This window comes from Paenibacillus chartarius (assembly GCF_042432825.1).
GTDB classification, from domain to species: Bacteria; Bacillota; Bacilli; order Paenibacillales; family NBRC-103111; genus Gordoniibacillus; species Gordoniibacillus chartarius.
The window spans coordinates 35,983-61,992 of sequence record NZ_JBHLWN010000111.1 but is presented as its reverse complement, the minus strand read 5'-3'; the positions used below and the strand labels follow the sequence as shown (position 1 = coordinate 61,992).

The 26,010-nt window shown below is 50.5% G+C and carries 21 protein-coding genes and 1 pseudogene; 10 read left to right on the top strand and 12 right to left on the bottom strand.

Going from position 1 to position 26,010, the window contains the following annotated elements; genetic code table 11:
- Positions 1-101: 101 nt before the first annotated feature.
- From ACFFK0_RS27925 to ACFFK0_RS27905, 5 genes and pseudogenes are all read right to left on the bottom strand, one after another.
- A complete protein-coding gene (locus ACFFK0_RS27925; RefSeq protein ID WP_377474194.1) occupies positions 102-446 on the bottom strand; it encodes a Rossmann-fold NAD(P)-binding domain-containing protein in 345 nt (114 codons plus the stop codon).
- Between the two features lie 123 nt (positions 447-569).
- Positions 570-2,567 (bottom strand): methyl-accepting chemotaxis protein, encoded by a 1,998-nt coding sequence (locus tag ACFFK0_RS27920; RefSeq protein WP_377474192.1) that lies wholly within the window; start codon positions 2,565-2,567, stop codon positions 570-572.
- A gap of 171 nt (positions 2,568-2,738) precedes the next feature.
- Positions 2,739-2,828, bottom strand: a pseudogene (locus tag ACFFK0_RS27915) (spermidine synthase); the annotation flags it as partial.
- A 704-nt stretch (positions 2,829-3,532) separates the two neighbouring features.
- A complete protein-coding gene (locus ACFFK0_RS27910) occupies positions 3,533-3,844 on the bottom strand; it encodes a hypothetical protein (protein WP_377474190.1) in 312 nt (103 codons plus the stop codon).
- Between the two features lie 86 nt (positions 3,845-3,930).
- Positions 3,931-4,623: a DUF3888 domain-containing protein gene (locus ACFFK0_RS27905; protein WP_377474188.1), complete on the bottom strand. Its 693-nt coding sequence runs from the start codon at positions 4,621-4,623 to the stop codon at positions 3,931-3,933.
- 375 nt (positions 4,624-4,998) lie between these two features.
- On the opposite strand from ACFFK0_RS27905, the gene ACFFK0_RS27900 reads away from it, so the two are divergent.
- Positions 4,999-6,546, top strand: coding sequence for a Calx-beta domain-containing protein (locus ACFFK0_RS27900; protein ID WP_377474186.1), 1,548 nt, complete (start codon positions 4,999-5,001; stop codon positions 6,544-6,546).
- A 1,312-nt stretch (positions 6,547-7,858) separates the two neighbouring features.
- Positions 7,859-9,517, top strand: coding sequence for a family 14 glycosylhydrolase (locus ACFFK0_RS27895; protein ID WP_377474184.1), 1,659 nt, complete (start codon positions 7,859-7,861; stop codon positions 9,515-9,517).
- 61 nt (positions 9,518-9,578) lie between these two features.
- On the opposite strand, the gene ACFFK0_RS27890 is transcribed toward ACFFK0_RS27895, so the two are convergent.
- The gene (locus ACFFK0_RS27890) at positions 9,579-10,397 is read right to left on the bottom strand and encodes a helix-turn-helix transcriptional regulator (protein ID WP_377474182.1); all 819 of its coding nucleotides are present in this window, start codon (positions 10,395-10,397) and stop codon (positions 9,579-9,581) included.
- A gap of 147 nt (positions 10,398-10,544) precedes the next feature.
- Here ACFFK0_RS27890 and ACFFK0_RS27885 point away from each other — a divergent pair, with 147 nt between their 5' ends.
- On the top strand, positions 10,545-11,834 hold the full coding sequence (locus tag ACFFK0_RS27885) for a Gfo/Idh/MocA family protein (protein ID WP_377474180.1): 1,290 nt from the start codon (positions 10,545-10,547) through the stop codon (positions 11,832-11,834).
- 72 nt (positions 11,835-11,906) lie between these two features.
- Here the strand turns inward: ACFFK0_RS27885 and ACFFK0_RS27880 are convergent, their stop codons facing one another.
- Complete coding sequence (locus ACFFK0_RS27880) at positions 11,907-13,229, bottom strand: hypothetical protein (RefSeq protein ID WP_377474178.1); 1,323 nt, start codon at positions 13,227-13,229, stop codon at positions 11,907-11,909.
- Positions 13,230-13,417: 188 nt separating this feature from the next.
- On the opposite strand from ACFFK0_RS27880, the gene htpG reads away from it, so the two are divergent.
- Together htpG and ACFFK0_RS27870 are read left to right on the top strand one after the other, a co-directional pair.
- Entirely contained in the window at positions 13,418-15,298 is a 1,881-nt protein-coding gene (gene htpG / locus ACFFK0_RS27875; protein WP_377474176.1) for a molecular chaperone HtpG, read from the top strand.
- An 84-nt stretch (positions 15,299-15,382) separates the two neighbouring features.
- Positions 15,383-16,108: a YwaF family protein gene (locus tag ACFFK0_RS27870; protein WP_377474174.1), complete on the top strand. Its 726-nt coding sequence runs from the start codon at positions 15,383-15,385 to the stop codon at positions 16,106-16,108.
- Between the two features lie 135 nt (positions 16,109-16,243).
- On the opposite strand, the gene ACFFK0_RS27865 is transcribed toward ACFFK0_RS27870, so the two are convergent.
- Both ACFFK0_RS27865 and ACFFK0_RS27860 read right to left on the bottom strand, forming a co-directional pair.
- Positions 16,244-18,322, bottom strand: coding sequence for a sensor histidine kinase (locus ACFFK0_RS27865; protein WP_377474172.1), 2,079 nt, complete (start codon positions 18,320-18,322; stop codon positions 16,244-16,246).
- Positions 18,300-19,010 (bottom strand): response regulator transcription factor, encoded by a 711-nt coding sequence (locus ACFFK0_RS27860; protein WP_377474170.1) that lies wholly within the window; start codon positions 19,008-19,010, stop codon positions 18,300-18,302. The genes ACFFK0_RS27865 and ACFFK0_RS27860 overlap by 23 nt, the downstream gene beginning before the upstream one ends.
- Before the next feature lie 191 nt (positions 19,011-19,201).
- Here ACFFK0_RS27860 and ACFFK0_RS27855 point away from each other — a divergent pair, with 191 nt between their 5' ends.
- The 5 genes from ACFFK0_RS27855 to ACFFK0_RS27835 all read left to right on the top strand — a co-directional run bounded on the left by ACFFK0_RS27855 (position 19,202) and on the right by ACFFK0_RS27835 (position 22,137).
- Positions 19,202-20,056: a prohibitin family protein gene (locus tag ACFFK0_RS27855; protein ID WP_377474168.1), complete on the top strand. Its 855-nt coding sequence runs from the start codon at positions 19,202-19,204 to the stop codon at positions 20,054-20,056.
- Between the two features lie 287 nt (positions 20,057-20,343).
- Positions 20,344-21,045 (top strand): Na-translocating system protein MpsC family protein, encoded by a 702-nt coding sequence (locus ACFFK0_RS27850; protein WP_377474166.1) that lies wholly within the window; start codon positions 20,344-20,346, stop codon positions 21,043-21,045.
- A 243-nt stretch (positions 21,046-21,288) separates the two neighbouring features.
- Complete coding sequence (locus ACFFK0_RS27845) at positions 21,289-21,606, top strand: hypothetical protein (RefSeq protein WP_377474164.1); 318 nt, start codon at positions 21,289-21,291, stop codon at positions 21,604-21,606.
- Positions 21,607-21,746: 140 nt separating this feature from the next.
- Positions 21,747-21,878, top strand: a complete 132-nt coding sequence (locus ACFFK0_RS27840) for a hypothetical protein (protein WP_377474162.1) — start codon at positions 21,747-21,749, stop codon at positions 21,876-21,878.
- Positions 21,879-21,891: 13 nt separating this feature from the next.
- Positions 21,892-22,137, top strand: coding sequence for a hypothetical protein (locus ACFFK0_RS27835; RefSeq protein ID WP_377474160.1), 246 nt, complete (start codon positions 21,892-21,894; stop codon positions 22,135-22,137).
- Between the two features lie 88 nt (positions 22,138-22,225).
- Here ACFFK0_RS27835 and ACFFK0_RS27830 read toward each other — a convergent pair whose 3' ends face one another.
- The 3 genes from ACFFK0_RS27830 to ACFFK0_RS27820 form a co-directional block, all read right to left on the bottom strand.
- Positions 22,226-22,996, bottom strand: coding sequence for an alpha/beta hydrolase (locus ACFFK0_RS27830; protein ID WP_377474158.1), 771 nt, complete (start codon positions 22,994-22,996; stop codon positions 22,226-22,228).
- Between the two features lie 105 nt (positions 22,997-23,101).
- The gene (locus tag ACFFK0_RS27825; protein WP_377474156.1) at positions 23,102-23,788 is read right to left on the bottom strand and encodes a C40 family peptidase; all 687 of its coding nucleotides are present in this window, start codon (positions 23,786-23,788) and stop codon (positions 23,102-23,104) included.
- A gap of 109 nt (positions 23,789-23,897) precedes the next feature.
- A complete protein-coding gene (locus ACFFK0_RS27820; RefSeq protein ID WP_377474154.1) occupies positions 23,898-25,970 on the bottom strand; it encodes a methyl-accepting chemotaxis protein in 2,073 nt (690 codons plus the stop codon).
- Between the last annotated feature and the right edge of the window lie 40 nt (positions 25,971-26,010).

The following is a 26,010-nucleotide window of genomic DNA, read 5'->3' as shown; positions in this document are numbered from 1 at the left end:
CTACCAAAGATTTGGAGCCCTTTTTATGTTTTTAATGCGCAGTACTTTCGAAATTCAGGATAAATTCAGCTCATTCTCGATGCAATAGGTCTTCGAATGTATTATTGAGGAAACAGAGGGGCATATCTGTTTCCCATCGGACGACAGATGATCGCCCCCCCGCGCTTAGCTAGCGCGATCGTCGCCTCCTCGGAGCGACGCGGCGTAACCGGGATCGGCTCGTCATCTTCCGTCCCGATGCGTGCGGGCGCGAGCATGAGCGTCCCCGAGGTGACCACGAATGGTTTGTCGGAGCCCTCGAGCGCTGATCCGATCGCCTCGATCGCCTGTCTGTCGGTCTCGGCCGCGACCGCAAAGTCCGAGAAGTCGTGAATGAAGGTTTTCACCGAACGCTTGTGATCAATTCCGGCTCCAAACCCTACTTTTCGAGTAATGAGTTTGCTCATGCAAAAAAAGCAGGGGGCTTACGCCTCTGCCAATTCTGCAGGTAGAATGATTTTCATATTGCAGCTTGGTGCCCTGGGCCGTATTCATAGCTGTCGAGGTACCTTCCTGTTCACGGCGGGATTTTAATATTGAAATTTATTGCATTGTTCTTTCAGCTCCTGAGCCATTGCGTGAAGCTTGTCCACTGAAATGGAAATGCCGCCGATTGCGCTTTGCTGCTGGCTGGCCGATGCGGTCACGGAATGGAAACGCTCCAGCGATCCCTCCGTGATTGACTCAACTTCCACTACCGATGCGGCGATTTCTTCACTGCTTGCAGACATTTGCTGGGTTAGTGCGCTTGTTTCTTGAATTTGATGGACAATGCTGAATATGGAATCGGTTATCTTCTTAAAAGTAGCTCCGGCTTCTTCCACATAGCGTACTCCGTATGAGGTTACCTGATTGCCGTTCTCTACGGCTTTTGCCGCATTGGCCGAGCTCGTATGGATCAGCTGAATCATGGACTGTATTTTAGCGGCCGCTTCCTTCGTTCTTTCTGCCAGGTTTTTCACTTCGTTAGCTACTACCGCGAAGCCTTTTCCGTGCTCTCCCGCTCTTGCCGACTCAATTGACGCATTCAGCGCAAGGAGGTTTGTTTGATTTGCCACATCGGATATGAGAGTAATCATCTCCGATATAGCCTTCGAGTGCGTTTGCAAGTCCGAAATGGTAGTATACACTTCTTGCGAAGAAGCGTATACGATCTTCATCTGTTCGATCGACTTGTCGGCGGAAGCATTGCCTTCGCCTGCAAGCTTTGACGCCCGGTCGGCCTGTTCGTTGACCTCGGCGGTCAGCTGGGCGATCTGCTGGATTCCTGTAGCCATCTCCCCGACAGCTCTCGACGTATTGGATACGTTAGAGCGCTGAACCTCCGAGTCGTGCAGCGACTTTTGAATCTGATCGGTTACGTGCGAGGCGCCGAGAGAGACTTGATCGGCATGGTTCACTAATTCCGCCGAAGCGGCAAGGAGCATGTCGGAAGAGCTCTTCAGCCGATCGACCATCGACTTCAGACTGCCGATCATGTCGTTAACGCCCTCGGCCAAGCTGGATATCTCGTCCCGATCGTTCGTATTAAGCGCCACCCGCTGCGACAGGTCGCCCTGCGCCACGCTGCGCACAACGGCAAGAAGCTTGGTGAGCGGATGGATAATGCTTCGAATGAAGAAATAAATCAGGAATGCGCCAATGACGCAAATGGTTAACAAAACGATAACGATCTTGAGCATGAGGAGTCTGAACTGCCCGTTCAGCTCATCGCTCTCCCAGACTACGCCAATTCGCCAGCCGGTGGCGGGGTCGGTTCGGTACGTGATTTGCTCAGGCTTTTTATCCCATTGAAACTGAAAGCTGCCCTCCGGCTTTTGAAACAATTGAAGTAATTCCGCATCATCGAGTTTCGCTCCGGTTTTTAAATTAGGGTGATAAAGTACCTGAAAGTCTCTATCGACGATGAATGCATATCCTGTTTCTCCGACTTGAATCTGCTTGCTAATTTCTTTAATCCGGTCCAAGCTCAGGTCTATGCCGACGACGCCGTTTCCATGATCCAGCTGCTTGGCGATTGTAACGGCCATCGGGAAGTTTCCGTCCGCATCCGGATCGCTGTTCTGGTAAGCTCCCGTCATGACGGCCTTGCCTTTGTTGGCCACAGCCAGTTGATACCATGGCCTGGAGGTCGGGTCGTATTCGGGATCGCTGCCGCTCGTGCTGATGTCAATAAACCAACGGTTTTGAAAACCGATATATGGGGAAACGTCCGGGTTGGAGGCGTGATAATTCGCGAGCAATCGGATCGCTTCTTCCGAATCCGGTGTTGTGCGATCCAGATTCGGCTTGGGGCTGAAATTCGCGGACAAGAATTCCGCCGCTTGAAGCGAAGGCTCGTAAAATTCTTGTACCGAGGTGGTCAGCATGTCAATACTTTTTGCTGTTTCCGATAGTTGTTTGCTTGCTACGTCTTGTCTTACGGTAGTGTAGAAGATGGTGCTCAGAATAAGTGAAGGCACGAGCAAAATGATGAAGAAGCAGGCGAAAAGTTTCGCGCGCATGGATTTCGGTCTAAACCATTTCAAATGGAACACTCCTCTGTTTGGTTGGCGTTTGCGGTAGGGCACGATTATTGATTTTTGATAAACTTCTGTACGTGTTTTGCAGTTTCCTGTCGAAAAGGACATATAGCTGTTCTATGAACATGAATCGTTAGATTGAAAGAACCACTAAATCTATTTACATAAATCCCCAACTAGCGGATCATGTCTCTTCGATCCCAATGTGAACGTCCACAACCCGCTAGGATAAGGGAAAATCTCTTTCGAATCCTGGATGGCTTTACGATGGCTCCAACGGGTTACCGGTAAACAAAAGGGCAGCCTTTGAGGCTGCCGCGTAATCACTAGAACATATTCCCTAAATACATAACGAAATTATTACACATTGTTGCGTTACAGCCCGTCTAACGCAGCGGGACCAGGGAGATGTTTATCGGTGTCCTATTTGAAAAGTTCAAGAATTGAAAAGGACAAATGCATCGTGTAATCATTAACCCACGCTGTATATTTTGGCATGATTAAAGGATCACCAAGAAGTATTGCGATACTTACAAAAGCAAAAAGAAGCATTTTCCACCAACGATTCTTAAACTTGATTACAAATGCAATATTACCAATCAAAGGGATGAATACCACGAGCATGAATGATAAAATAATCCATATCCACGGTACATAACCCTCCATCAGCCAATAATGCAATCTGCTCCAAAATAAAAACAGATAGACTGAAAACATATTCAATATAATTATTAGAATATATCCGTACATTAAAGCTCTCACTCTTTTCCGCGAAGCATGGTTTCTAATAGTTCATACTCGCTATAGGGGGAAGAAGTTACGGTCAAGCTACCCGATTGTTTGGCAAATCATTCATTGTGCTCCGTTAGAACGCAATGAAGCCGCCGATCGATCTGCGGCAGCTTCGTTGTGTTGTTTATTGAGCTCTCATCCCTGCCCAATCGCTTAAGCACACCTCTTCGAACAAAATCTTATTTTCCCATTCTATTGCGATATACAAATAGGGTAGTTAGATTAAGAACAATAGTAAAAACGAGAAGAACGGCTGAGACGGATACCGTAGCACCCATAATGTCCATTAGGGCAGACCAATCCTCAGTCTTTACCCGAATATAGCTGGTAAAAATCTGGATAAATAGCGAAATCGCGCAAGCGCTTATGCTTGTCATCGAAAGAGCAGCCCAATTGTGAGCAGGTTTTGTAGGCTGCATAAGATTGGCAAAAGGAAGTATGCAAGCAATTAGTCCAAGCACAAGACTGACCAAATTAAGCCAGCCAATCATGTCAGATCACCCCTTTGTCATTGTACAACAAAGATAGGATCATATTGACCGACTATCTCTGTGCTTTATGGAGCTATCGTCTCCCGTTACTTCAAAAGATTTTGGTAATTGGGGAGGAAGTCGTCCTTATCGGGTCCTCTAAGATGTTCATAATGTTGAAGCTCGACTCCAGCCGGCGAGATCCGATAGGTAAGTAGATCTTCGCCGACAGGTATATGAGGACCGACAATTGGTTGAGCATTTATTGTGATTAGAAAATCAAAACCGCGGAAAGCGGCTGCCCTTTCAATGTTCTTCACATAAACAGAATCGGGATGAACAACGGGTGGTATCGAAATGAAATCTGCATATACCTCATCCAGCTTCTCTTTCATATGCGGAAGCAGAAGCGAGACAAGCATATCTTGTTGCTGCAGCTCCCTAGAGTCCTCAAGCGGCTTAGTGCCGGCTGCATTTGAAGCTTTAGTCAATGGATCCCCTTCAGAAGCAAAGTGAACATCGATTTTATTTTTGTTATCCGTTTCAGGAGAGGCTTGTGTGTATTTTACAAGAGCACCGCTGCTCTCAGCGAATAAACGAAGAGGCACATATGCCTGGTTGTTGTAGTTGAGCACCTCTTCACCTTCCTGTAGCTGTACTTCTTTAGAGAGACCGTCAGCTAGAAAAAAAGTAACTTTACTTGGAAAGATTGTTGCCTCAATTACGCTCGATGCAAATACAGAAGATGTAGCCATCAATAAGGCGCCGAACATCGCCCCTGCTATAAAATGTTTTTTCAATTCGTTATCTCCTTCTCAAGTGTTTATTCATACCCTTCTTAATAACGTTGGCAATGTACTATTTGTTACAATGGAGTGTAAAGTTGGAAAACTGCGTGCTGTCGAGTATGTAAATGGTACACTAATGTCATGATGGAATGTGCAACTGCGAGTCAACTTGCTGTCTTTTTGAACCTTTACTAAGTAAACTGTGGAAATCACGGCTTTTTATTTGTAAAAAAAGTGGGAAAATACACATTTGTTTTGTTAGCTGTGATACAGAATGTATCAAAGGAAAAGAGTATAATCTCAGTGTGAAAGATACTTCAATGAGAAAGGGGAAGGCTCGTTAACATTTTTAGCTTGAACTATTTATGTTTACAGGAGGAATTATCAATGAAAAGCTTATTATTCACTAAACCAAGACATCGAATCAAAATGGTTCTAGCCTCAACTCTAGCAGTTCTATTGTTTATTGGCGGTCAATCCGAAGTACAAGCAGAATCGGCCGGACAAGTGCAATTAGACCAGCTGGAATACTCGGCTGCAGAGAGTGACGGGTTCGTAAGCATTACTTTGTCTCGCATGTATGGATCGAGCGGTACCGTATCCGTTCCTTATTACTTATCAGGAGGTACCGCCGCAGCCGGCGTTGATTACAATTCGGCAAGCGGTGAAATAATCTTCTATGAAGGCGATACTTTCGCAGTCCTTCAAGTCCCCGTCTATGACGATCAAGAGATTGAAGAAGATGAAGGATTTGGTATTATGCTGGGATTTCCAAGCGGTGGGGGTGAATTAGGCTATAACACAACTGCCGGCGTTACCATTTACGATGATGATACTCCGAAACTGCCGAAGCCGGGAACGATTGCTTTTAGTCATTACGTGGCTGGGGTCGGAGAGGGTGAAGGATATAGGGCCTTGACCGTAAATCGTATCGATGGAAGCGACGGTGAAGTGAGCGTTGCTTACGCGACAAAGAACGGGACTGCGCTGAACGCCGATGATTTTGAGACTAGCTATGGTACGATAACATTTGCCAATGGCGAGACATCTAAGTCCATTAACGTTACGGTCTACGATGACACTCTTCTTGAAGACGATGAGTATTTTCAAGTAGAGCTCAGCCAGCCAACCAACGGTGCCGTTCTAGGAGAGAACAAAGCGATAGATGTAATTATTTACGATAATGATCAATTTATTCCGGAACCACCCGGCGAATTCGAAATTCAACAATCGTATGCACCCATTGAAGAAGGTAACACCATATACGCAAATGTTTTTCGTCGTCTCGGTACAAGTGGTACTGTAACGGTTCCTTATCAAATTAACAATGGCAGTGCCGTAGCCGGAGCGGATTTTACAGGAACCAATGGGGAGCTGATTTTCGAGGATGGTGAAACGGTAAAACAGATAGAAATACCTGTTATCGACGATTCCGTATACGAAGGTAATGAAGACTTTACTATCGCGCTGGGAACACCGAGCGGGGGCGCGACTTTAGGCACATTAAACAAACTTAAAGTAACCATTAACGATAATGATCAGCCGTCCGTATTACAATTTGGTGATAAATACTATTCGATTGAAGAGGGAGATGGAGCTATAAATATTTATGTAAATAGAATTGGTGACAGTAAGGGAAGAACGACTGTACAATATACAACTGAGAACGGTACAGCGGTCATGGGCTATGACTACATTGGTTCCTCTGGGGAAGTAGTCTTTGAAGATGGCGAGACAAGTAAATCAATATCTCTTGATATCATCAACGACATTCGAAGGGAAACCAATGAGAAGTTTACCGTTCAATTGTTGAATCCATCGTTCAATGCAGTGGTAGGCTCGTATGGTACAGCATCCATCATGATTCTTGATGATGAGCCACCCCTCGGTAAACCGATACCCAGATCTAAACCGGGCTCTATCGAAATCGAATAAGCCGCTAGATATGCTGCCCAAATCTGAGGCGGGTGAAATAACAAAAACCTGGCTGCTATGAGGAGAGCTGCCCAGAAAATAACGCATAACGTACTTTGAAAAAATGGAAATACGTAATCAGGCGCAGCTTATGTATTTAGTAAAGCTGCGTCTCGTTGTTTAAATCTGGGTTCAACGGCAAATTGAACTGAGGGCGGGTGCAACAACCAAAAAGAGGTTAAATCTACCCTGCGTGTTTCCATAAGGGATAGACATTCCTTGGTGCACCGAGGTCGCTTAAGTTAGACTAACGGATGGGTTCGCGACACCATAGCTACCCTCACCAGCTAAAAACGACGGCAGCCGGACAGACGTTCGGCTGCTGTTTGTCATTGAAGTAAAGGATAGATTCCGCAACATACGCAATTGAAGTTCGTCTATAATGAATATGATTAGCTGTTCAACACCCTGTAGATTTAAAGGAAGTCTTCCGTAAGTGATAATTTCCTATATTGGGTTGTTTGCATCACGTAAAAATACAAGTATGCCCAATTCCTTTGCAGTAGTTCTCATTCTATACCTGGTTTCAGCTATGTGGAAGAAGGATGTAAATCATGAAAAGAGGCGATCAGATAGGTGGGGAATTTGAAGTATTTAGCTAAGAACGGGTTTCTTTTGTTTACCGGAGTCCTTACAATAATTGGATTTCTAAAACTTGTAAATAGTGTTGATAATGGCGTAGAATCGGCGAATGAGTATCTCTTTATGGGAGGTAATATGAACTCGGAGGATTTCCGAATTATTACGGAAGGATATATTCTATCCAACATAACATTAGGTGGAATTATTTTATTAATAGGGCTATCATTTTTTTGTTTTTGCGTTTATAGAATCATAAAGAAATTTTACTAACGGGTGAACTGGCAATTAGTCTTAGAACAGATGAATTTGATGCTTTGCCATTTATCAAATATTCACAACTCGGTGACGTACTTACTTCCAGGAGCAGTTATGCTCACCTCCCTGCAAGTAAGGCAAAGGAATTAACGGGAAACCCTCTAACAGGAGCAACGACGACATGGTACTCATTCAATAACATGGGGGATCACACAAGCTCCATAACAGGTATAAGATAGATGATACGGCACAGGCCAATTGTGCGAGGTCAACAAATTGCACTATTGTCTTCAATATTTTCCATTTACTGCGCTTACAGCGATTCTCTATACTAACCTTGTAGCACCAATTCCATTTCCGGCAAAGGAGGTAACGGAGTCTGCGATAAACACGTGACTTGGCAAACAAACGACCAATATGAAGGAGGTAATGATGCATGTTTATTAGCAAATTAAGCACCACCCGTACCATGTTGAAACGAAGTGCGGCTGCACTGCTAACGCTGGCCTTGAGCGCAAGCGCTCTCATCATGGCTCCGGGCACGGAAGCGTCGACGATCCGCAGCGATTACAAGACTTATGTGATGGCCCCGCTGACAAAGATTACGGATTGGAACGCTTTCAAGAACCAATTGATCACGCTGAAAAATAACAACGTCTACGCCGTTACGACCGACGTATGGTGGGGCGACGTCGAAAGCGGCGGCGACAATGTGTTCAACTGGTCCTACTACAAAACGTATGCCGATACGGTGCGAGCCGCGGGCCTGAAATGGGTGCCGATCCTCTCGACGCATCAATGCGGCGGCAATGTCGGCGACGACTGCGATATCAAGCTGCCTAACTGGCTGTGGACCAAGGGAACGCAGGATCAAACGACGATGCGCAGCGAAACCGGTTACTACAATTACGAAACGCTTTCCCCGTGGTGGAGCGAAACGGCGAAGCAGTACGACGAGCTGTACGCTTCTTTCGCCTCGAATTTCACCAGCTACAAAGATATTATTGCGAAAATTTACTTGTCCGGCGGGCCGGCAGGGGAGCTGCGCTATCCGTCCTATAATGCCGCCGACGGCTGGTCCTATCCGGGGCGGGGCAAGCTTCAAGCCTATACCGAAACCGCCAAGCAGGATTTCCGCACCGCAATGCAGACGAAATACGGTACGATCGGCGCCGTGAATGCAGCCTGGGGCACCTCGCTGACGGCGTTCTCCCAGATCAGCCCGCCGACGGACGGCGACAATTTCTTCATGAACGGCTACAAGTCTAATTATGGCAAAGACTTTCTGACCTGGTATCAAGGGGTGCTGGAGAAGCATGTCAAAGCGATCGGCGCCAAAGCCCACAGCCGGTTCGATTCCGTCTTCAACGTTCCGGTCGGAGCGAAAATTTCCGGCGTCCACTGGCTGATGAACTCGCCATCGATGCCTCACGCCGCCGAATACGGCGCCGGTTACTACAATTACAGCACGCTATTGGACGCCTTCAAGGCCGCCAATCTTGATCTGACGTTCACCTGCCTGGAAATGACGGATAGCAATGCGACTACAAGTCCGTTTTATTCGGCTCCCAAATCGCTGGTTGCGCAAGTGGCCGGTCTCGCCCAGCAAAAATCGATCCGCATCAACGGCGAGAACGCTCTTGCGATCGGCGATGCCGGCCAATACCAGAACATCACGGAGATGCTGTTCAACTACAACTTCGTCGGCTTTACGCTGCTGCGGATGTCCAGTCTGGTGGGTGCCGATGGTTCGAAGACGGGACTCATGGATGCTTTCCGCGACAGCATTGCCATGACGCCGATCCCGGTCACTTTCATCGTCAAGAATGCTCCGACCTTAACAGGAGATTCGGTGTATGTGACGGGCTCGCGCTGGGAGATGGGCAATTGGACAACGGGCGCCTATCCGCTCAAGCTGAGCTATGACAGCGCGAACAGCGACTGGAGAGGAACCGCCTATATCGGCGCAAACCGTTACTATGAGTTCAAAGCGATCGTCAAGAACTCCGGCGGTACATTAAAAGCATGGGAACCGGGCGGCAATAATACGTTCACGACCGGTTCGACCGGAACTTCCTACACCATCAACTGGTAGCCGGCTTAACGAAAACACGGAAGCGCATGTCCAAAGCATGCCTTCCGTGTTTTTTCGTCCCTTAAGCTTGAGTCGATTTCCGGTATTGGCGCGGCGTGAGCTTCGTGTACTTCTTGAACACCTGCTGAAAATGGGACAAGCTCTTGAACCCGACCTGCAGCGCAATATCGAGCACGCTGTCTTTGCTAGTCAACAGCCTTCGCTGGGATTCGTGAATGCGGATCATGTGAACGTAATCGGTAAAATGGAACCCCGTACTTTTTTTGAACATCCGGCACAGATAGTAGGGGCTCATGTAAAAATGGTTCGCCACCTGCTCCAGCGACAACGGCTCCGCATAATGCTCCTTCAAATAGTGGACGATATCCGTCACCTTTTGCTTCGCCAGCGGCGTCTCTTTCAGCTGCTTGGCCGATTGCTCCGCTCCCCAGCGGCGGGCGGTTAGAAGCAGCTGCACAAGCAGCGCCTGCAGCATCAGCCGGGAGTCCGGCTCGCGGCGCTGAACCTCCTTGATCATCAGCTCCAGGAGCGGCTCCAGTACGGACTGCTGGGACGGATCCAGATGCAGGAGCGGATACGGCTGGCGGAATACGCTTAACGCATGCTCGTCCGCCGCCGAACCGCCCATGAGGAACGAGGGATGAAACTGAATCAGCACCCTCTCGTGATGATGCACACCGGGATCGGACGTCTTGTGGAGAGCATAGGACGGGATGAAGACGAGGTCGCCCGGGTGAACCGTATAGCTCGTTCCGTTAATAAAGTAGTGGCGTTTGCCCTCGACCAAATAATACATTTCGTATTCCTCGTGGATCTCGTTATCCTTCATATCGTATTGCTCCGATCGCTTCAGCTTCTCGATGATAAAGCTTTTCCGCATCACGGTCTACACCTCGATTCCGAATCTGTATAGTGCAATTTTAGAACAGTTTATAAGAATTGAGCAATAAAGAATTAGAAACCATCTTAAATTTGCGCTAATCTGAAATCAGGTAATGACAACTCCACAGAGGGGATGCGAAATTCGATGAGCAAGAAGAAATATGTATTGGTCGGTACCGGCAGCCGCGCGGAATTTTTCTGGGGCTCGATGGTCCGCGATTTTAGAGACAGCAGCGAGCTGCTCGCTTTCTGCGACGTTAACGAGACGCGCATGCAGTATGCAAACAAGCTGCTTCAAGAAAAATACAATCACCCGGCTGTCCGCACCTACAAGGCGGAGCAGTTCGACGAAATGATCAAGAACGAGAAGCCGGACGCCGTTATCGTGACGACGGTAGACCGCACTCATCATACGTACATTATCCGCGCAATGGAGCTCGGCTGCGACGTCATTACGGAGAAGCCGATGACCGTCGACGAGAACAAGTGCCAGGAAATTCTTGATGCAGTAGAGCGAACAGGACGGAACGTGCGCGTTACGTTCAACTACCGCTATGCTCCTCATAACACAAAGCTGCGGGAGCTGATCCAAGACGGCGTCGTCGGTCAAGTGACGTCGGTACATTTCGAGTGGCTGCTGAACACGAAGCACGGCGCCGACTATTTCCGCAGATGGCACCGCGACAAGCGCAACAGCGGCGGTCTGCTCGTGCACAAGTCGACGCATCACTTCGATCTTGTCAATTTCTGGCTCGGCACGACGCCGGATACAGTGTATGCGATGGGCGGCCTGCAGTTCTACGGCAAGGAAAATGCCGAGAACCGCGGCGTGACCAGCTTCTACCAGCGCGCTCACGGCAGCGAAGCGGCGAAAGGCGATCCGTTCGCTCTGCATTTGGCGGAGAACAAGCATCTGAAGGCCATGTATTTGGACGCGGAGCATGAAGACGGCTATCAGCGCGACCAAAGCGTGTTCGGCGACGGCATCAACATCGAAGATACGCTAGGCGTGCTGGTCCGCTACCGCAACAACGCGATTTTGACGTATTCCCTGAATGCATACTTGCCTTGGGAAGGGTTCCAGGTGGCGATTAACGGCACGAAGGGACGCATCGAGATGAAGGTTGTCGAGCAGTCCTACGTCAACGGCGGCGGCGACAAGGCGGATGAGGGTGCTGTCATCGGCAAGAGCATCACCGTATTCCCGATGTTTGACGCGCCTTATAAGGTGGAAATTCAGGAAGCGGCCGGCGGCCACGGCGGCGGCGATCCGGTGCTGCTGCGCGATATCTTCGCCGAGCCGGTGGAAGACCGTTTCCGCCGCGCGGCTACGCACGTCGACGGCGCGATGTCGATCTTGACCGGCATCGCCGGCAACATCTCGCTGCGCACGGGTCAGCCGGTAGCGGTGAAGAACTTGGTTCAGTTCCATTAATTTAGAGGCAAGATATAAACAAAACAAAGAGAGGCAAAGCTTCCTGCCGGGAGCCTGCCTCTCTTTGTCTTTTCAGTTCTGGTGGAAACGGTCATAGATCGATTGTGTCGTCAAGCTAGCAGGACTGGTTGTGTACGTGTAGACGTGGAACCTCGTTTTCTCCGTATTGATGGCTCCTGTATTGATGTAGAAATACCTCAGCTCTCCGGCACCCATGTTGTTCACCGTCACGGTATGGACCTCTCCTTCCCGGCCGTCTTCATGAATAAACCGCAGCTTCAGCGTGACATCGATTTTCGAGCTTACGCTTTGGTTAAGCGCCACATAGCCCTCCATATTGAAGCGGGATGCGTTACGCGACCCGCTCACCTCGTATAGAATGATCCCCTGATTGCCGACCTGATCGATCTGCCCGGTTATGTTCATTCTATACTTCGAATCGGGTCCCTGCTCTGGCTCCTTGATCCGCACCCAAGCATCCCCGCCGAACGTCGTATGGATATGTATCCATTCTCCGGCCGTTTCGTAGCTCTCTACCTCTTGTGGAGCCAGTGCGAATAAATACGTTGCATAGTCGGATGGATAGTTATAAGCGGCTGTTATGCGCTTTAAGCTATAGGCTTTTTTCTCCACTTGTATCTGAGGAAGCGAGGGCAGGCTGAGATCGATCCACTTCGGTCCCAAGTACGTATCGATTTCATACCACTGTGCTCCATTGTTCGACTGTGTATATCGCTTCAACGTCCGAACGGTCTGGGGGGCTAGCATGGCGTCGATTTTCAGCAGACTGTAATGGCTTCGGTTAAACGGATTGATGTGGGCAGGGCTGTCGAACAAGAGCGTCGGACCTTCCAGCTTCAGCTCTCTTGCATCGTCATAGAGGAACGGGATATGCGGCCCCTGCGGAATGATCCACCGCTTGCCGAGCCAGGTGTCGATCCGGTACGCCTTCTTCTTCCCCCCGTAGTTATCGAGCAGCTCCGCATACGCATCGACTTTGACGCTTTGAGCTCCAATCGTATCTTTCGTCGGCTGCTTTTCATCCGGAACTTTGTATAGCCGTTCTTCACCTCTCAGCTCCACCGTGAACGAATCGGTCATGACCGTATTGGGGCCAAGCGTGAGTAAAGGTGCGATCCATTTCGGCCCGAGCCATGTCGAGATCTGATACCAGGTCGTCTTGGATACTGTTTGCTCAGCTAACACTTGGACTTGCTGGGGGGAAATCGTGCCGGCCACTGCGGACGAACGGCTAGCTTCCTCATACAACGGGAGATCTTCGACAATCGAGATGGCTGAATCTGCTGCCGCCGGAGCCGGAGATGCCGCCGGAATTACTAGTGCTGACAGCAATATTGCGGCAACCACGGTGGCAAACATTTTCTTACGGAACAATGAACAGCACCGCCTTCGTATGTTTCTCACATAAACGTTAAAACTTTACAGAAGTTGCGCTGGGCAAACATTAAAAATTCATGTAGGATGAACCGTATTGACTTTGAAATTATCCGTATGGTATATAGAAAGAAGAATTAGCACTCGGTACAATAAAGTGCTAACACGATGGGAAGGGAGATTCACTCATGTCCAAGATTGAATTCAAAGCCGAATCGAAGCGCCTGCTTGAAATGATGATCAACTCCATCTACACGCAGAAGGAAATTTTCCTGCGGGAGCTCATCTCCAACGCCAGCGATGCGATCGACAAGATCTATTACAAGGCGCTGACCGATGAGAAGCTCGTCTTCAACAAGGACGATTACTACATTAAAGTGACGGCTGACAAGGCGAACCGGACGCTGACGATTTCGGATACCGGTATCGGCATGAGCAAGGAAGACCTGGAGAACCACCTCGGGGTCATCGCGAAGAGCGGCTCGCTTGCGTTCAAGAACGAGCATGAGGCGAAGGACGGCCACAACATTATCGGCCAGTTCGGCGTCGGCTTCTATTCCGCGTTCATGGTCGCCGACAAGGTGACGGTGATTACGAAGGCGCTGGACAGCGACCGGGCGTACAAGTGGGAGTCCGAAGGCGCGGAAGGCTATACGATCGAGCCTGCGGAGAAGGCGTCCGTCGGCACGGACATCATCCTGCACATCAAACCGAATACCGAGGACGATCAGTACGACGAGTATCTCGACCAATACCGCTTGAAGGCGATTATTAAGAAATATTCCGACTTCATCCGCTATCCGATCAAGATGGACATAGCCGGCAAGCGCTTGAAGGAAGGCAGCGACAACGAGTTCGAGGATTACGTCGAGGAGCAGACCGTTAACAGCATGGTGCCGATCTGGCGCAAAAACAAAAACGAGCTCAAGGACGAAGACTATACGAACTTCTATCAAGAGAAGCGCTACGGCTTTGACAAGCCGCTCAAGCACCTTCATATTAGTGCAGACGGCGCCGTCGTGTATAATGCGATTTTGTTCATTCCGGAAAATACCCCTTACGACTACTACACGAAAGAGTACGAGAAGGGGCTGGAGCTGTACTCGAGCGGTGTGCTCATCATGAACAAGTGCGCCGATCTGCTTCCGGACTATTTTAGCTTCGTCAAAGGTATGGTCGACTCCGAGGACTTGTCGCTGAACATCTCCCGCGAGCTGCTGCAGCACGACCGCCAGCTGAAGCTGATCGCCAAGAACATCAAGAGCAAGATCAAGGGCGCGCTGCAAAGCATGCTGAAGGACGAGCGCGAGAATTACGAGAAGTTCTACGGCTCGTTCGGCCGTCAGCTCAAGTTCGGCGTTTACAACGACTTCGGCGCCAACAAGGAGGATTTGCAGGACCTGCTGCTGTTCCATTCGTCGAAGGAGAAGAAGCTGGTGACGCTCGACGAATACGTCTCTCGCATGCCGGAAGAGCAGAAGTATATTTATTATGCAACCGGCGAGAATCATGCCCGCATCGAGAAGCTGCCGCAGACCGAGCTGGTGGCGGACAAAGGCTACGAGATCCTGTATTTCACCGACGAGGTCGACGAGTTCGCGATCAAGATGCTCATGAAGTACAAGGACAAGGAGTTCCGCAACGTATCGAGCGGCGATCTCGGCATCGAGGCTTCGGAAGAGGAGAAGAAGGCGGAGAGCGAAGCGGCGGACAACAAAGAGCTGTTCGAGCACATGACCAAGCTGCTTGAGGGCAAGGTGAAGACGGTCAAGGCGTCCAAGCGCTTGAAGTCTCATCCGGTTTGCTTGACGTCGGAAGGCGAGCTGTCGATCGAGATGGAGAAAATTCTCCGTGCGATGCCGAACGGCGGCGACGTCAAAGCCGACAAGGTGCTCGAAATCAACGTCAACCACGATGTGTTCCGCTCGCTGCAGAACGCCTTCGAAAGCGACAAAACGAAGCTGGACCTGTACACGCATCTGCTGTACAACCAGGCGCTGCTGATCGAAGGGCTGCCGGTGCAGGACCCGGTGGAGTTTACGAACGACATTTGCAAAATCATGGTGTAAAAATGGAACCGGAGGCGCTGCTTGCCTCCGGTTTTTTGCATTCGTGTCTTGACGCTGCATAGAGAAAAAGGGGGATACACGGCAATGGCTGATTTTTTCAACCCGCATGTCGCCGATCCGTTTGTGATGTTTTCGGCGGTTCACTTGCTGTGCGTGGCGCTGCTCATCGTCGCCGCGGCGGCGATGTATGCGTTCCGGCGTACGATTCGGGAGAGTCCGCCGCTGCGTGACGGGATACGCTTCCTGCTGATCGGCATGCTGCTCGTACCGGAGCTTACGTTGTACGGATGGTATACGTCGGAGCGGCTGTGGGACCTGCAGTACAGCTTGCCGCTCGAGCTGTGCAGCATGTCGCTCCTGCTGTCGATCGTCATGCTGTTTACGCGCAGCCGCCGATTGTATGAGATTTTGTATTTCGCCGGCATCGGCGGGGCGATGATGGCGATGCTAACGCCGAATTTGCTGTATCCGTTTCCGCATTTCCGCTTCTTCCATTTCTTTATTGCACATATCGCGATCATACTGGCGCCGCTGTATATGACATGGGTGGAGCAGTATCGACCTACGTGGCGGTCGCTCGGGACGGCGATGCTGTTCCTGAACGTGCTGCTCGTCATCGTGGGGACGGCGGATTATGTGCTGGAGGCCAATTACATGTTCCTGCGGCACAAGCCGGGCACGCCGTCGATATTGGATGTGCTGGGGCCTTACCCGTATTATTTGCTCGTGGAGGAATTGATCGCCTTCGCCGTATTCGTATTGATGCTGCTGCCGTTCGTATGGCCGCGGCGTGCAAAGCCGGTTGCTTAGGAACGCGGGGACCCGGCCGTGTGTTCGTTCTGCAGGAAAGCCCCGCCGCTCCGTCAACGACAGTGCTTTTGATTTTGTAACGTCCGCTCTGCGGCGGTTCGGCGTTGCATCAAGCACGTTGTCTGGCAGGTGCGCTCAAAGCAAGCCGGCGGTCGGCCGCTTCGGCAGCAGAACGACGACCTTGAAATAGTCGCCGTCAAGCTCGATCTGCAGCTTGCCGCCTTGCAGCTCGACGATGCTCTTGGCAATGGACAGGCCAAGCCCCGACCCTTCCGTATGGCGGGAGCTGTCGCCGCGCTTGAACCGCTCGAACAGCTCGCTCGCATCGAAGTCGAGCTCATAAGCGGATACATTCTTCAGTGAGAAGGCGATGCCGTTCTCGGTTTCCGTAAGCGATGCGTAAACCCGTGTGTTCGGAAGCGCGTATTTGACGGCGTTGCCGATCAAATTTTCAAACACTCTCCACGTCTTCTTCCCGTCGAGCTCCGCTTCGATGCGGTTCTTCCCGACACTAAGCCGCAATGTTAACGATCTCTCGGCGAGCTTGTCTTCAAATTCGGCGAGCGCCTGCTCCAGCAGCGAAACGACGTTGACGGGCTCGAGCTGCAGCTCGACGGCGCCGCTGGCCATTTTGGAGGCTTCGAACAAGTCGTCGATGAGCACACGGAGCCGCTGCGCTTTACGGTCCAGAATTTCGATATAGGATGCCGTTTCTTCAGCGGATAAGGTCGGCTTCTTCAGCAGATCGACATAATTCAATATCGAAGTCAGCGGTGTCTTCAGGTCATGCGAGACGTTCGTAATGAGCTCCGCCTTGAGCCGCTCGCTCCGCATCTGTTCTTCCAGCGCCAGCTTGTACCCCAGTCTCATGTTGTTGATATAGCCGGCGAGCTGTGCCGTATATCCGCCCCCAGGCAAGACGAGGGAGGCGTTCATTTGCCCTGCGGCGATCTGCTCCGTTCCGGCCAGCAGCTGCTTGAGCGTTTTTATTCGGCCTATACCGTAAGGTACGGCGACGAGTGCGTACAAGAGGATGTATAAGCCAAAGAACAATATGGTTTTCTTACCAAGCCCGGTCTGCATAGTAGCGAAGAAAACACAAAGGAATATGCCAAGCAAGACGGTGAGGGCGGCGGCCGTAACCATCTTCAACTCAATCTTCCGATTGATCGCCGAATCGTTTGCGCGCTCGCCGATCCGCCGCCATAAGCTGTTCCGCCAAGCCTCGCTTCGCAGTCCGCGATCTTTCTTGAGCGCCCACGCATCGATGGCGAGCAGAGCGAGGAGAGACATCATCAGCGTGTGTCCGAAAAGCAGCAGTACGGTGTCCGCGCCAATCGGGAGCCGGAACAGCGTCGTTTCGTTAGCCACGGACACCGTGACGGCGGTCAATACGGCAGCCAGCGCATACCGTACATCGACGGGAACAAGGCGGACAAACGTGAGACTTCTCCGAATGTAGTGACGGTCCCAGCCGGAGCTTCGGATCAGGACAAAGTACAGAAGAGTCGCTAGAACCGCGGACAGGAGCGCCAAATAGATCTCCTTCTCCACTCTTTCACCGATCGATTGGTAATACCGGTAATCATTGTGGATCACACTGTCCGTGCCGGAGTAGCTGCTCGGGATCATGAAAATGCCTTCCAGCTGGTTATCCTTGAAATAATCGTTGATAATAAACAACCTCGGGTCGCTAAGCTTAGTTTGCGGCAAACGGATGCTGTACAGCATGGATGCAATCGTTGCGGCCTCAGGCTCATAGGACCCGACGTTCGAGTAAGTGGCATTTCGTGATTTATCAACAATATAGTAAGAGAAGTACGATTTGCGCATGGACAAGCTCTTCTTTACGTCACTTACTTCCTTGTCTTTGTAAATCAAGTACTCTTTCTTACGGAGCTCCAGCCGTTGCTCCAGCTCCGCCAGGGGCAGATTCGGGTATTCTTTTCTCCATGCCGCGAGCCGTTCTTCGCCGATTTTATTGGCATCGGATAACACCATATAGTCTCTGTTGTCTACATGTACATACTTAATAAGATTGAAGTTAAGATACAACTGGTCATAGAAAGCCGAGCTTTGAAAATAATAGTTTTTGTTTAAATGTGCTCTATTCGCCGTTATATCGGCGGCGGAAAGAAGCGCGACGGACGTTAAGCAGAAGGCCAGCAGCCAGGCTGCCAGAGTAACCTGTTTATTTTTCCAATTTGTAGCCAACGCCCCACACCACCTTAACATATTTCGGATCCTTCGGATTGATTTCAATCTTCTCGCGGATACGCCTTACGTGGACGGCCACCGTGTTGTCGGCATTGTAGGACGGCTCCTTCCACACCTTCTCGTAAATTTCCTCGATGGAAAATACACGGCCTTTGTTCTCCATCAGCAGCTCGAGAATTTTGAATTCCGTCGCCGTCAAGCGTACTGCTTCTCCGTCTACGGTTACGGCTTTGGTGGCTTTGTCCAGCGTCAAACCGCGCACCTGAAGCATTGAATCGTTCGCCGTGCCCCCTCCGCCGTATGGACCGAGATGCGTATAACGGCGAAGCAGCGACTTCACTCTGGCGACGAGCTCCAGCGGATTGAACGGCTTGCCGACATAATCGTCGGCTCCGACGTTGAGACCTATGATTTTGTCCGTATCCTCCGTCTTCGCCGACAGTATCAGAATCGGAATGTTGCGGGACTCCCGGATTTTGAACGTTGTTTTGAGTCCGTCGAGCTGCGGCATCATGATGTCCAGGATGATCAGATGGACGTCCTGCTGTTCTAGCTTCTGCAGCGCTTCAACGCCGTTGCCGGCCTTGACCACGTTCAATTGCTCGTTGTTGAGATAAATCTCAATCGCGTCCTGGATGTCCGGGTCGTCGTCAACGACCAAGATCGTATAAGGGTGCTTATTCATGCGCTTTCTCCTCAAGTAATGTGCGGATGGGACGGCGGAGGCCGCCCGAATTCCATCATAAGCGAGAGAACGAACTTTTTCCCTACCCTATTTATTACGAAATTCTTAAGAATTTCCGTGGAACTTCGGACGAAGGAGAGCCGTACTACTTGGTGTACGGTTAAACATACAGAAATGATGGAGGGATCGGCATGTTTCCGGAAATGGGAAAGAAGAAGCAGGAAGCCCCAACGGCGGCACAGGCTAAAGGGCTCAAGCGGGCGATCGTAGGCGGTATTGCGGTTGTGGCGGCACTCATTATCGGCTTCAGCGGATTTTCAACCGTAGAATTCGGTCATGTCGGCTTGTACAAGACGTTCGGCAAGCTAAGCGACAATGTGTTGAATCCCGGTGTGCATTTTAAAATTCCGTTCGTGCAGTCGATCATTCAAGTGAATACTCAGGTAACGAAAGCCGAAACGGATACTTCCGCGTCCTCCAAAGATTTACAGCCAGTGTCGACGCACGTGGTCGTCAACTATTCCGTCGACAAAGCTGCGGTGTTTAACCTGATGAACAATATCGGCGCCAACTATGATACGGTTATTATCTCTCCGGCCATTCAGGAAATTGTGAAGGAAGTTACGGCCAAATACGCGGCGGAAGATTTGATTGCGAAGCGCGATGTGGTGTCGAACGAGGTGCATGATCTGCTGACGAAGCGGCTGGCAAGATACAATCTCGTCGTGAACGACATTAACATCGTCAACTTTAAATTCAGCGATGCGTTCAACGCGTCCATTGAGGCGAAGCAGGTGGCGCAGCAGCAGGCGCTGAAGGCGGAGAACGATTTGAAGCGGGTGCAGATTGAAGCGCAGCAGAAGGTCGCGCAGGCGCAGGCGGAAGCGGAGGCGCTGAAGCTGAAGAAGCAGGAAGTAACGCCGGATTTGATTATGCTGAAGCAGATTGAGATTCAAGAAGAGGCGATTGCCAAATGGGACGGTAAGCTTCCGAACGTAACCGGCGGTACCGTGCCGTTCATCGATGTCGAATCGATGACGAAGTAGTGAGGCTATGGGGAGGGGGACGCTCCTGCGGGCGCGTTTTGCGGTTCTGATTCTGGCCAGCCTGCAAAGCGGTTCCCGGTTCAACTCGCGCCGAAGGTGCGCAGGTGCTGTACAACTTGCTAAAGAATGACTGAAACAAACAAGGAAACTCGACGTTCCGAGCGGGAGCGTCGAGTTTTTTTGGCATGGAAGGCGGGTTACAGCCGGTTCACGCCAATGACATGAATAATGAGAAAGACTTCATGGACATCTTAACCAAGAATGCTATGTGAACGTGAGGTATACCCATGAACAATCGAGAAGCATCGGACCGTATTGCGGAGTACACGAACGAATTGCTGGAGCGGTTATTCGGTTGCCGAATCGAGAACTGTACGGTTTATGCCGACGGTGCTTACGTATGCATATATATTCATGGCTTTCTCACTTCGATGGAAGAAGTGCTGCTCAAGGACGGCCATCTGGACGTAGTCCGCGCTGCCCGCAGGCAAATTATCTCTGCACTGATGCCGGAGCTTCGCGGTGTCATACAAATGGTCATGGACTCTCCGGTCGACCGCTGGTTTGACGATTGGAGTTATACGAATAATACCGGGATGCTGCTGCTGGAGCTGCAAAATAAGCGGCCCGACAGGGGAGAAGGGGAAGTCACACATCCATTCTATGCGGCAGAGCTCAAGAGCGAAGTAAGCCGGTTGAGCGCCCTGGTCGAGAAAGTCCCCGACCGCATCGAGACGCGAGAGCTTCATGCAGACGTCGTCCTGGTCGTCCGCCGCGGGCTGCTTGTCCCGATCGAGAAGGCGCTCCATCGCAAAGGCTTTGACCACGAGCTGTTAATGACGAAGGAAGAGCTGGAAAAATCGAGCTTCCACCACAACGGTACGTTCAGCGACATTTTCCGCAGGCCGGTGAACGATATATTTTTTGACTGGCGGCTGGCCGAGGACATCGGGGTTATCGTATTTATGCTGAACCGGCAAAACATGTAGACGGAGAAGGGAGATTTCGTGAGCCGGAGCTTGAGATTACGGGCATCACACCGGTCACTACGAAATGATCTTGCGCAAACGAGTCATCGATTCATTCGTCGGCACGCCATTCGTCGACGTCTACCCCCCAAAAACCTGGATATTCATACGTATATGTATAGCACAGCCGCATCTCCACGCCGTCAAATGGACGACACTAACATCCGAATGCAAACCCAAAATTTGCCTAAGGTGGTGCTGTACATGGACATGGTTACTGGTATTTTGTTGCTGGTTGGCTTGGTCGCTCTTGGCGCATGGCTCTCAGTGCGAAAGTCGCAATGGAAAGTGCTCGAAACGGCTGCCGGACCGCGTACCGAAGATCTCGTGGCGAAATATGAACATCTGAAATCGAAACAAATCAAATGTAAACTGGTGACCGAAACGGATCCTATGATGGCTTCGGGCATCGCCCAGGCCGATAGTATGCCCGCTAACGGAGCATTGGTAAAGCTGAAAGTTCATCAAGCCCATATGGAACAAGCCAAAGATGTGCTGGCGCAATATCCGCAAGCGATGTAGTACGGCGGTTGGCGGCTTGACAGAGAGCAGGTCCCATGACAGGGGCCTGTTCTTTGTTTCGGAATTAAGGATGCGAATCGCTGCATTGACACATACTACGGGAGCATACAAATCTCTTGTCATTAGGGAGGGCATCTACGATGAGCAAGAAAACGTTGAAGCAGAAGCAGCAAGCTATGCTCGATGAGACGTCGTCGGCGCAAAGCGTCAAGAGCAATAAGCTGACGCAGAACGAAGCGAAATTCAAAGAACCGAATCGCCCGTCGATTTAAGGAGGCTGCTGCAATGATCGATAATACTCCCGATAATCATATTGAAGCTATGACCGGTGACGAGGTTGAAGTCGATGGCGTTTACGTGAACGAGGCGGGCAGGGAAGAGATTTTACACCGCGGGGAAAAATTTCCGGGTGATCTGACTCTCGGCCGCACGACGTGGAAGATGGTTGGATTCGCTCTGAATGAAGAAAATGTGGAGCATATCAAACGGGACAACACGGATCCGCGGACGCAAGTTTATATCGGCAGATAAACCAGCGGCAAAGAACGGCGATTCCTTAGCGGATATCGCCGTTTTTCCATTTTTGTTCGGGGTCCTACGTGAAAGACAGCCGGCGCAGCTATTTCCGTAACGGCAGCCAATCCAGCACGCGGCGAATTTGCTCATCCCAATATCCCCATTCGTGCGTACCGGGGCCCTCCTCGTACGTCAAGTCCAGCCCCAGACGTGCAGCGTGATCACGGAAACGGATGTTATCGTGATATAAGAAATCTTCCGTCCCGCAGCATTGATAAAGCTTAGGGAGTTCCAGAGCAGGCTGCGCTGCGCCTTGTTCGGCAAGCACAAACAGATCGTTGTCGGAAGCGGTGCTGCCTGGTTCGCCGAAGATGCGCCGCACTTCCTCCGCATTCAAGCCGTTCGATCGATAGGCATCCAACGCTCCGGACAAGCTGGCGGCAGCCGAGAATTGCTCGGGACGCCGCAGCGCGAGCTTGAAAGCCCCGTAACCGCCCATGGACAGCCCTGCGGCAAAATTGTCCTCTCGCGCCGAAGATAGCGGAAAGAAGGAACGGGCCAGCGCCGGCAGCTCTTCGCTGACAAATGTCCAGTAGTTAAGGCCTTCCGCCATGTTCGTGTAGTAGCTGCGATGAACGGCCGGCATGACAACGGCTAGTCCCAGGTGGGCAACATAACGTTCTATCGACGTTCGGCGCAGCCAGATCGTGTGATCGTCCGATAAGCCGTGCAGCAAATAAAGCGTCGGATGCTTGCCGCCCGCGGCTTTGCCCTCCATGCCGATCTGGGAGCGGGTTGATTGCGGTAAAATGACCGTCATCGACGTAGACAAACCGAGCGTTTCCGAAAAAAAATCGCATTGAATAAGTGCCATTGCGAGATATCCCCTTTCCGAAATGTGGTTGCCATACATCCATTATAGCTATAGCAAAAAAAACCGCATGCGCCTTCCGGCGGATGCGGTATCGAATCCTATGTCTTACAGAACCCGGCGTGCAGTCACGTATCGATCGGCCCAATAACCGGAAGTGATCGACGTGATGCCGACGCCGCCCTGATTGGACGGGCTGTTATGTATCATTTGGCCGTTGCCGATGTAAATGCCTACATGTCCGATTCCGGACGAGCTGCCGACACGGAAAAAGACGAGGTCGCCCTTCTGGAGATTAGAGCGGGATACGTAGCTGCCGGCGTCTTTCTGATAGCGGGTTCCCCAGCGCAGAGAGATGCCTTCTTGTCCGAATACGTACTTGGTGAAGGCGGAACAGTCCATAACCCTCGGTGCGTTATTCGTGCCGTATTCGTAAGTCACTTTGCCCAACAAGCTGCGGGCATTGCTAATGACCTGGTCGGCCTTTGTGCTCGAAGTGCTTGCAGGTGCAGGCGCTGGAGCGGAACTTGTTGAATTCAGCTTCACATAGCTTGGCGATACGTAACCGGTTTTGCCGTTTACGCTGATTTTGTACCAATAACTGTTTACTTTCTCAACGAGCGTAAACGTAGTACCGGTTTTCAGGAGCCCGTATACCGAACTGGATGTGGACGGTGCGGACCGGAAATTGACGGAGCGTTCCACGGTTCCAGTTGCGCCAAGAGCGGTAGTAGTCAACGATAAAAAGACGGCGACGGATGCAAACATAGTAACGATGCGCTTATTCATTTTCATAGTGATCTCCTCCCGAACCTATTGTAGCCTTGTTTGGAAGGAGCTGCATCCCACAAATGTTGGAAGAGCTATTCCGTTAATAGACTCCAGGAAGCTAAGAACACTATTTTTATACAAGTACGGGTTCTTTTCCCTTTTGTTCGGCCTGTTCTTTCTCTTGTTTCACTTCGTTTTCCCGGGCGTCAGCTTCCGACTTATCTTTCGTCTCCAGCTCCGCCGCTTCATTGTCCGAATCATGGTCCGTCGATGCCGCCAAATCGATTGGATTCGCTGTATCCACTATATCCGCTTCACTCGCTTCTTCCGTAACACATACTTCTTCTACAATATTCACTTCTTCTGTCGCAGCCGTTTCCGTTTCCGCTTCCGGTACCGCATCCGATGCCGTCAGTTTAGAGTGATCCTGTGCCGCAGGGGGTTGATTTTGACGAACATCCGACTCTACCGTGTCTTCCTTCTCAATCCGAAACTTGCTAATTTCGTTAAATAACTGCTGTGACAGCATATGGATCTCCTCGGATTCTTTGGCGATTTTTCGAATGGCGTTATCCTGCTCAATCGAAGTGGACCCGACTTCTTGCACACTCGCTGCGGTTTCTTCGGCAACGGCTGCAACCTGCTGTACCACTGCAACCAAATCTTCATTCTTCGACTTCACCGAATCGATCTTCAAGTGAATGTGATGGATTTGTTCCGCCAATTGCCCCATGGATGCGAAAATCGTATCGAATGCGGCAATCGTATCGTTGACCTTGTGGGTTTGCTCCGAAGATGCTTGGCTGGCATGTTGTACGGCAGACTGCAGCTCAATCATTTGGTTCTGAAGAGAGGAGATGATGGCTGCAATAGATTTGGATGACCGGCTTGTCTCTTCAGCGAGCTTACGGACCTCTTCAGCGATGACGGAGAAGCCTCTGCCGTGTACGCCGGCTCTGGCGGCTTCAATGGCGGCATTCAAAGCAAGTACATGCGTTTGGGTAGATATTTCGGTAATGGTTTTGCTGATCGTTCCGATCTGCTGCGAACTGGCTTTCAGATGATTCATTTCGCTCATGACCCGGTCGAGAACAAGCTGAGCTTGAGAGGCCGAGTTCTGCAATTCTCGAACGGATTTCGTACCATGCTCGGTATGCGAGGAAGCTTCATGACTCATATTGAGCATAAGGTCGGTTGAAGCGGAAATATCGATAATTTCCTCCTCAAGGCCCGAAATGACGGAAGCACTGCGCTCCGCATATTCCGCCTGGGTGCTCGCGCCGCGAGAAATGTCGTCAATCGTACGAACGATCTCCGCATTCGCTGCTGCAGTCATACCGGAAAACCGGCGAAATGAATCGGAGTGCTCGGCAACGGACAATGCAATTTGCTGCGTTCCGTTAATCATGCTGCGGACTTGATCGATCATCGCGTCAAAATGATTGCTAAGCTGACCTAGCTCGTCGCGACGGGCGGAACGGATCTTATGGCGCAAATCGCCTGCCGCAATTCGACTGACGGCATGCTGAAGCTGGTGCAGAGGGCCCATGAACGATCGATTTAGGATGAAAGCGACAATAACGGTCACAATAACAACAATTATTCCTGCAACGAGCATCATTTGGGACACATTGGAAAGCAGAGTGTCCGTTTGTTCTGCGGCCAACTCGGCTTCATTGGAATAATAATTATAAAATTTATCGACGATTCCGAAAATTCTTTGCATCAAGTCAAGAGATTCGCCGTACAAGTAAACCATGTTGTTGTCCAGATCGACTTGCTTCATGTTTCCGTCTTGAATCAGACGCGCGGCTGTATCGAAATTGGCGATATAATCATTCGAAGCGCTAATCAACTGGCTGCGCCATACTTTCATCTCGTCCGTTACCGCAGTGTCGCCGACAATCTTGATCATCTCATTGTATTTCACTTTGGCTTTCGCATATTTTTCGATATACTCGGGCTTCTTTGAAATCTCGAGTCCGGATGCGATAATGTTCATTTCCTGAACCATTTCGCGAAGTTCAAGCGCCTTGAGCTGCAGCTGAGTTTTGTCGTTTTGCGTTTGAATCTGGCTATGAACATGGTGAATTTGCGAGTAATTAATCAAAGCAACGGCAATAAAAATAACAGCGACAATCCCGAAACTGAGAAGAAGATGAAGTCGCATCGACGGCTGCATTTTGAATTTGGCAAGGTAGGACATAAGGTCACCTCTTTAAGAAATATTTAGCATTGTAGTCTTA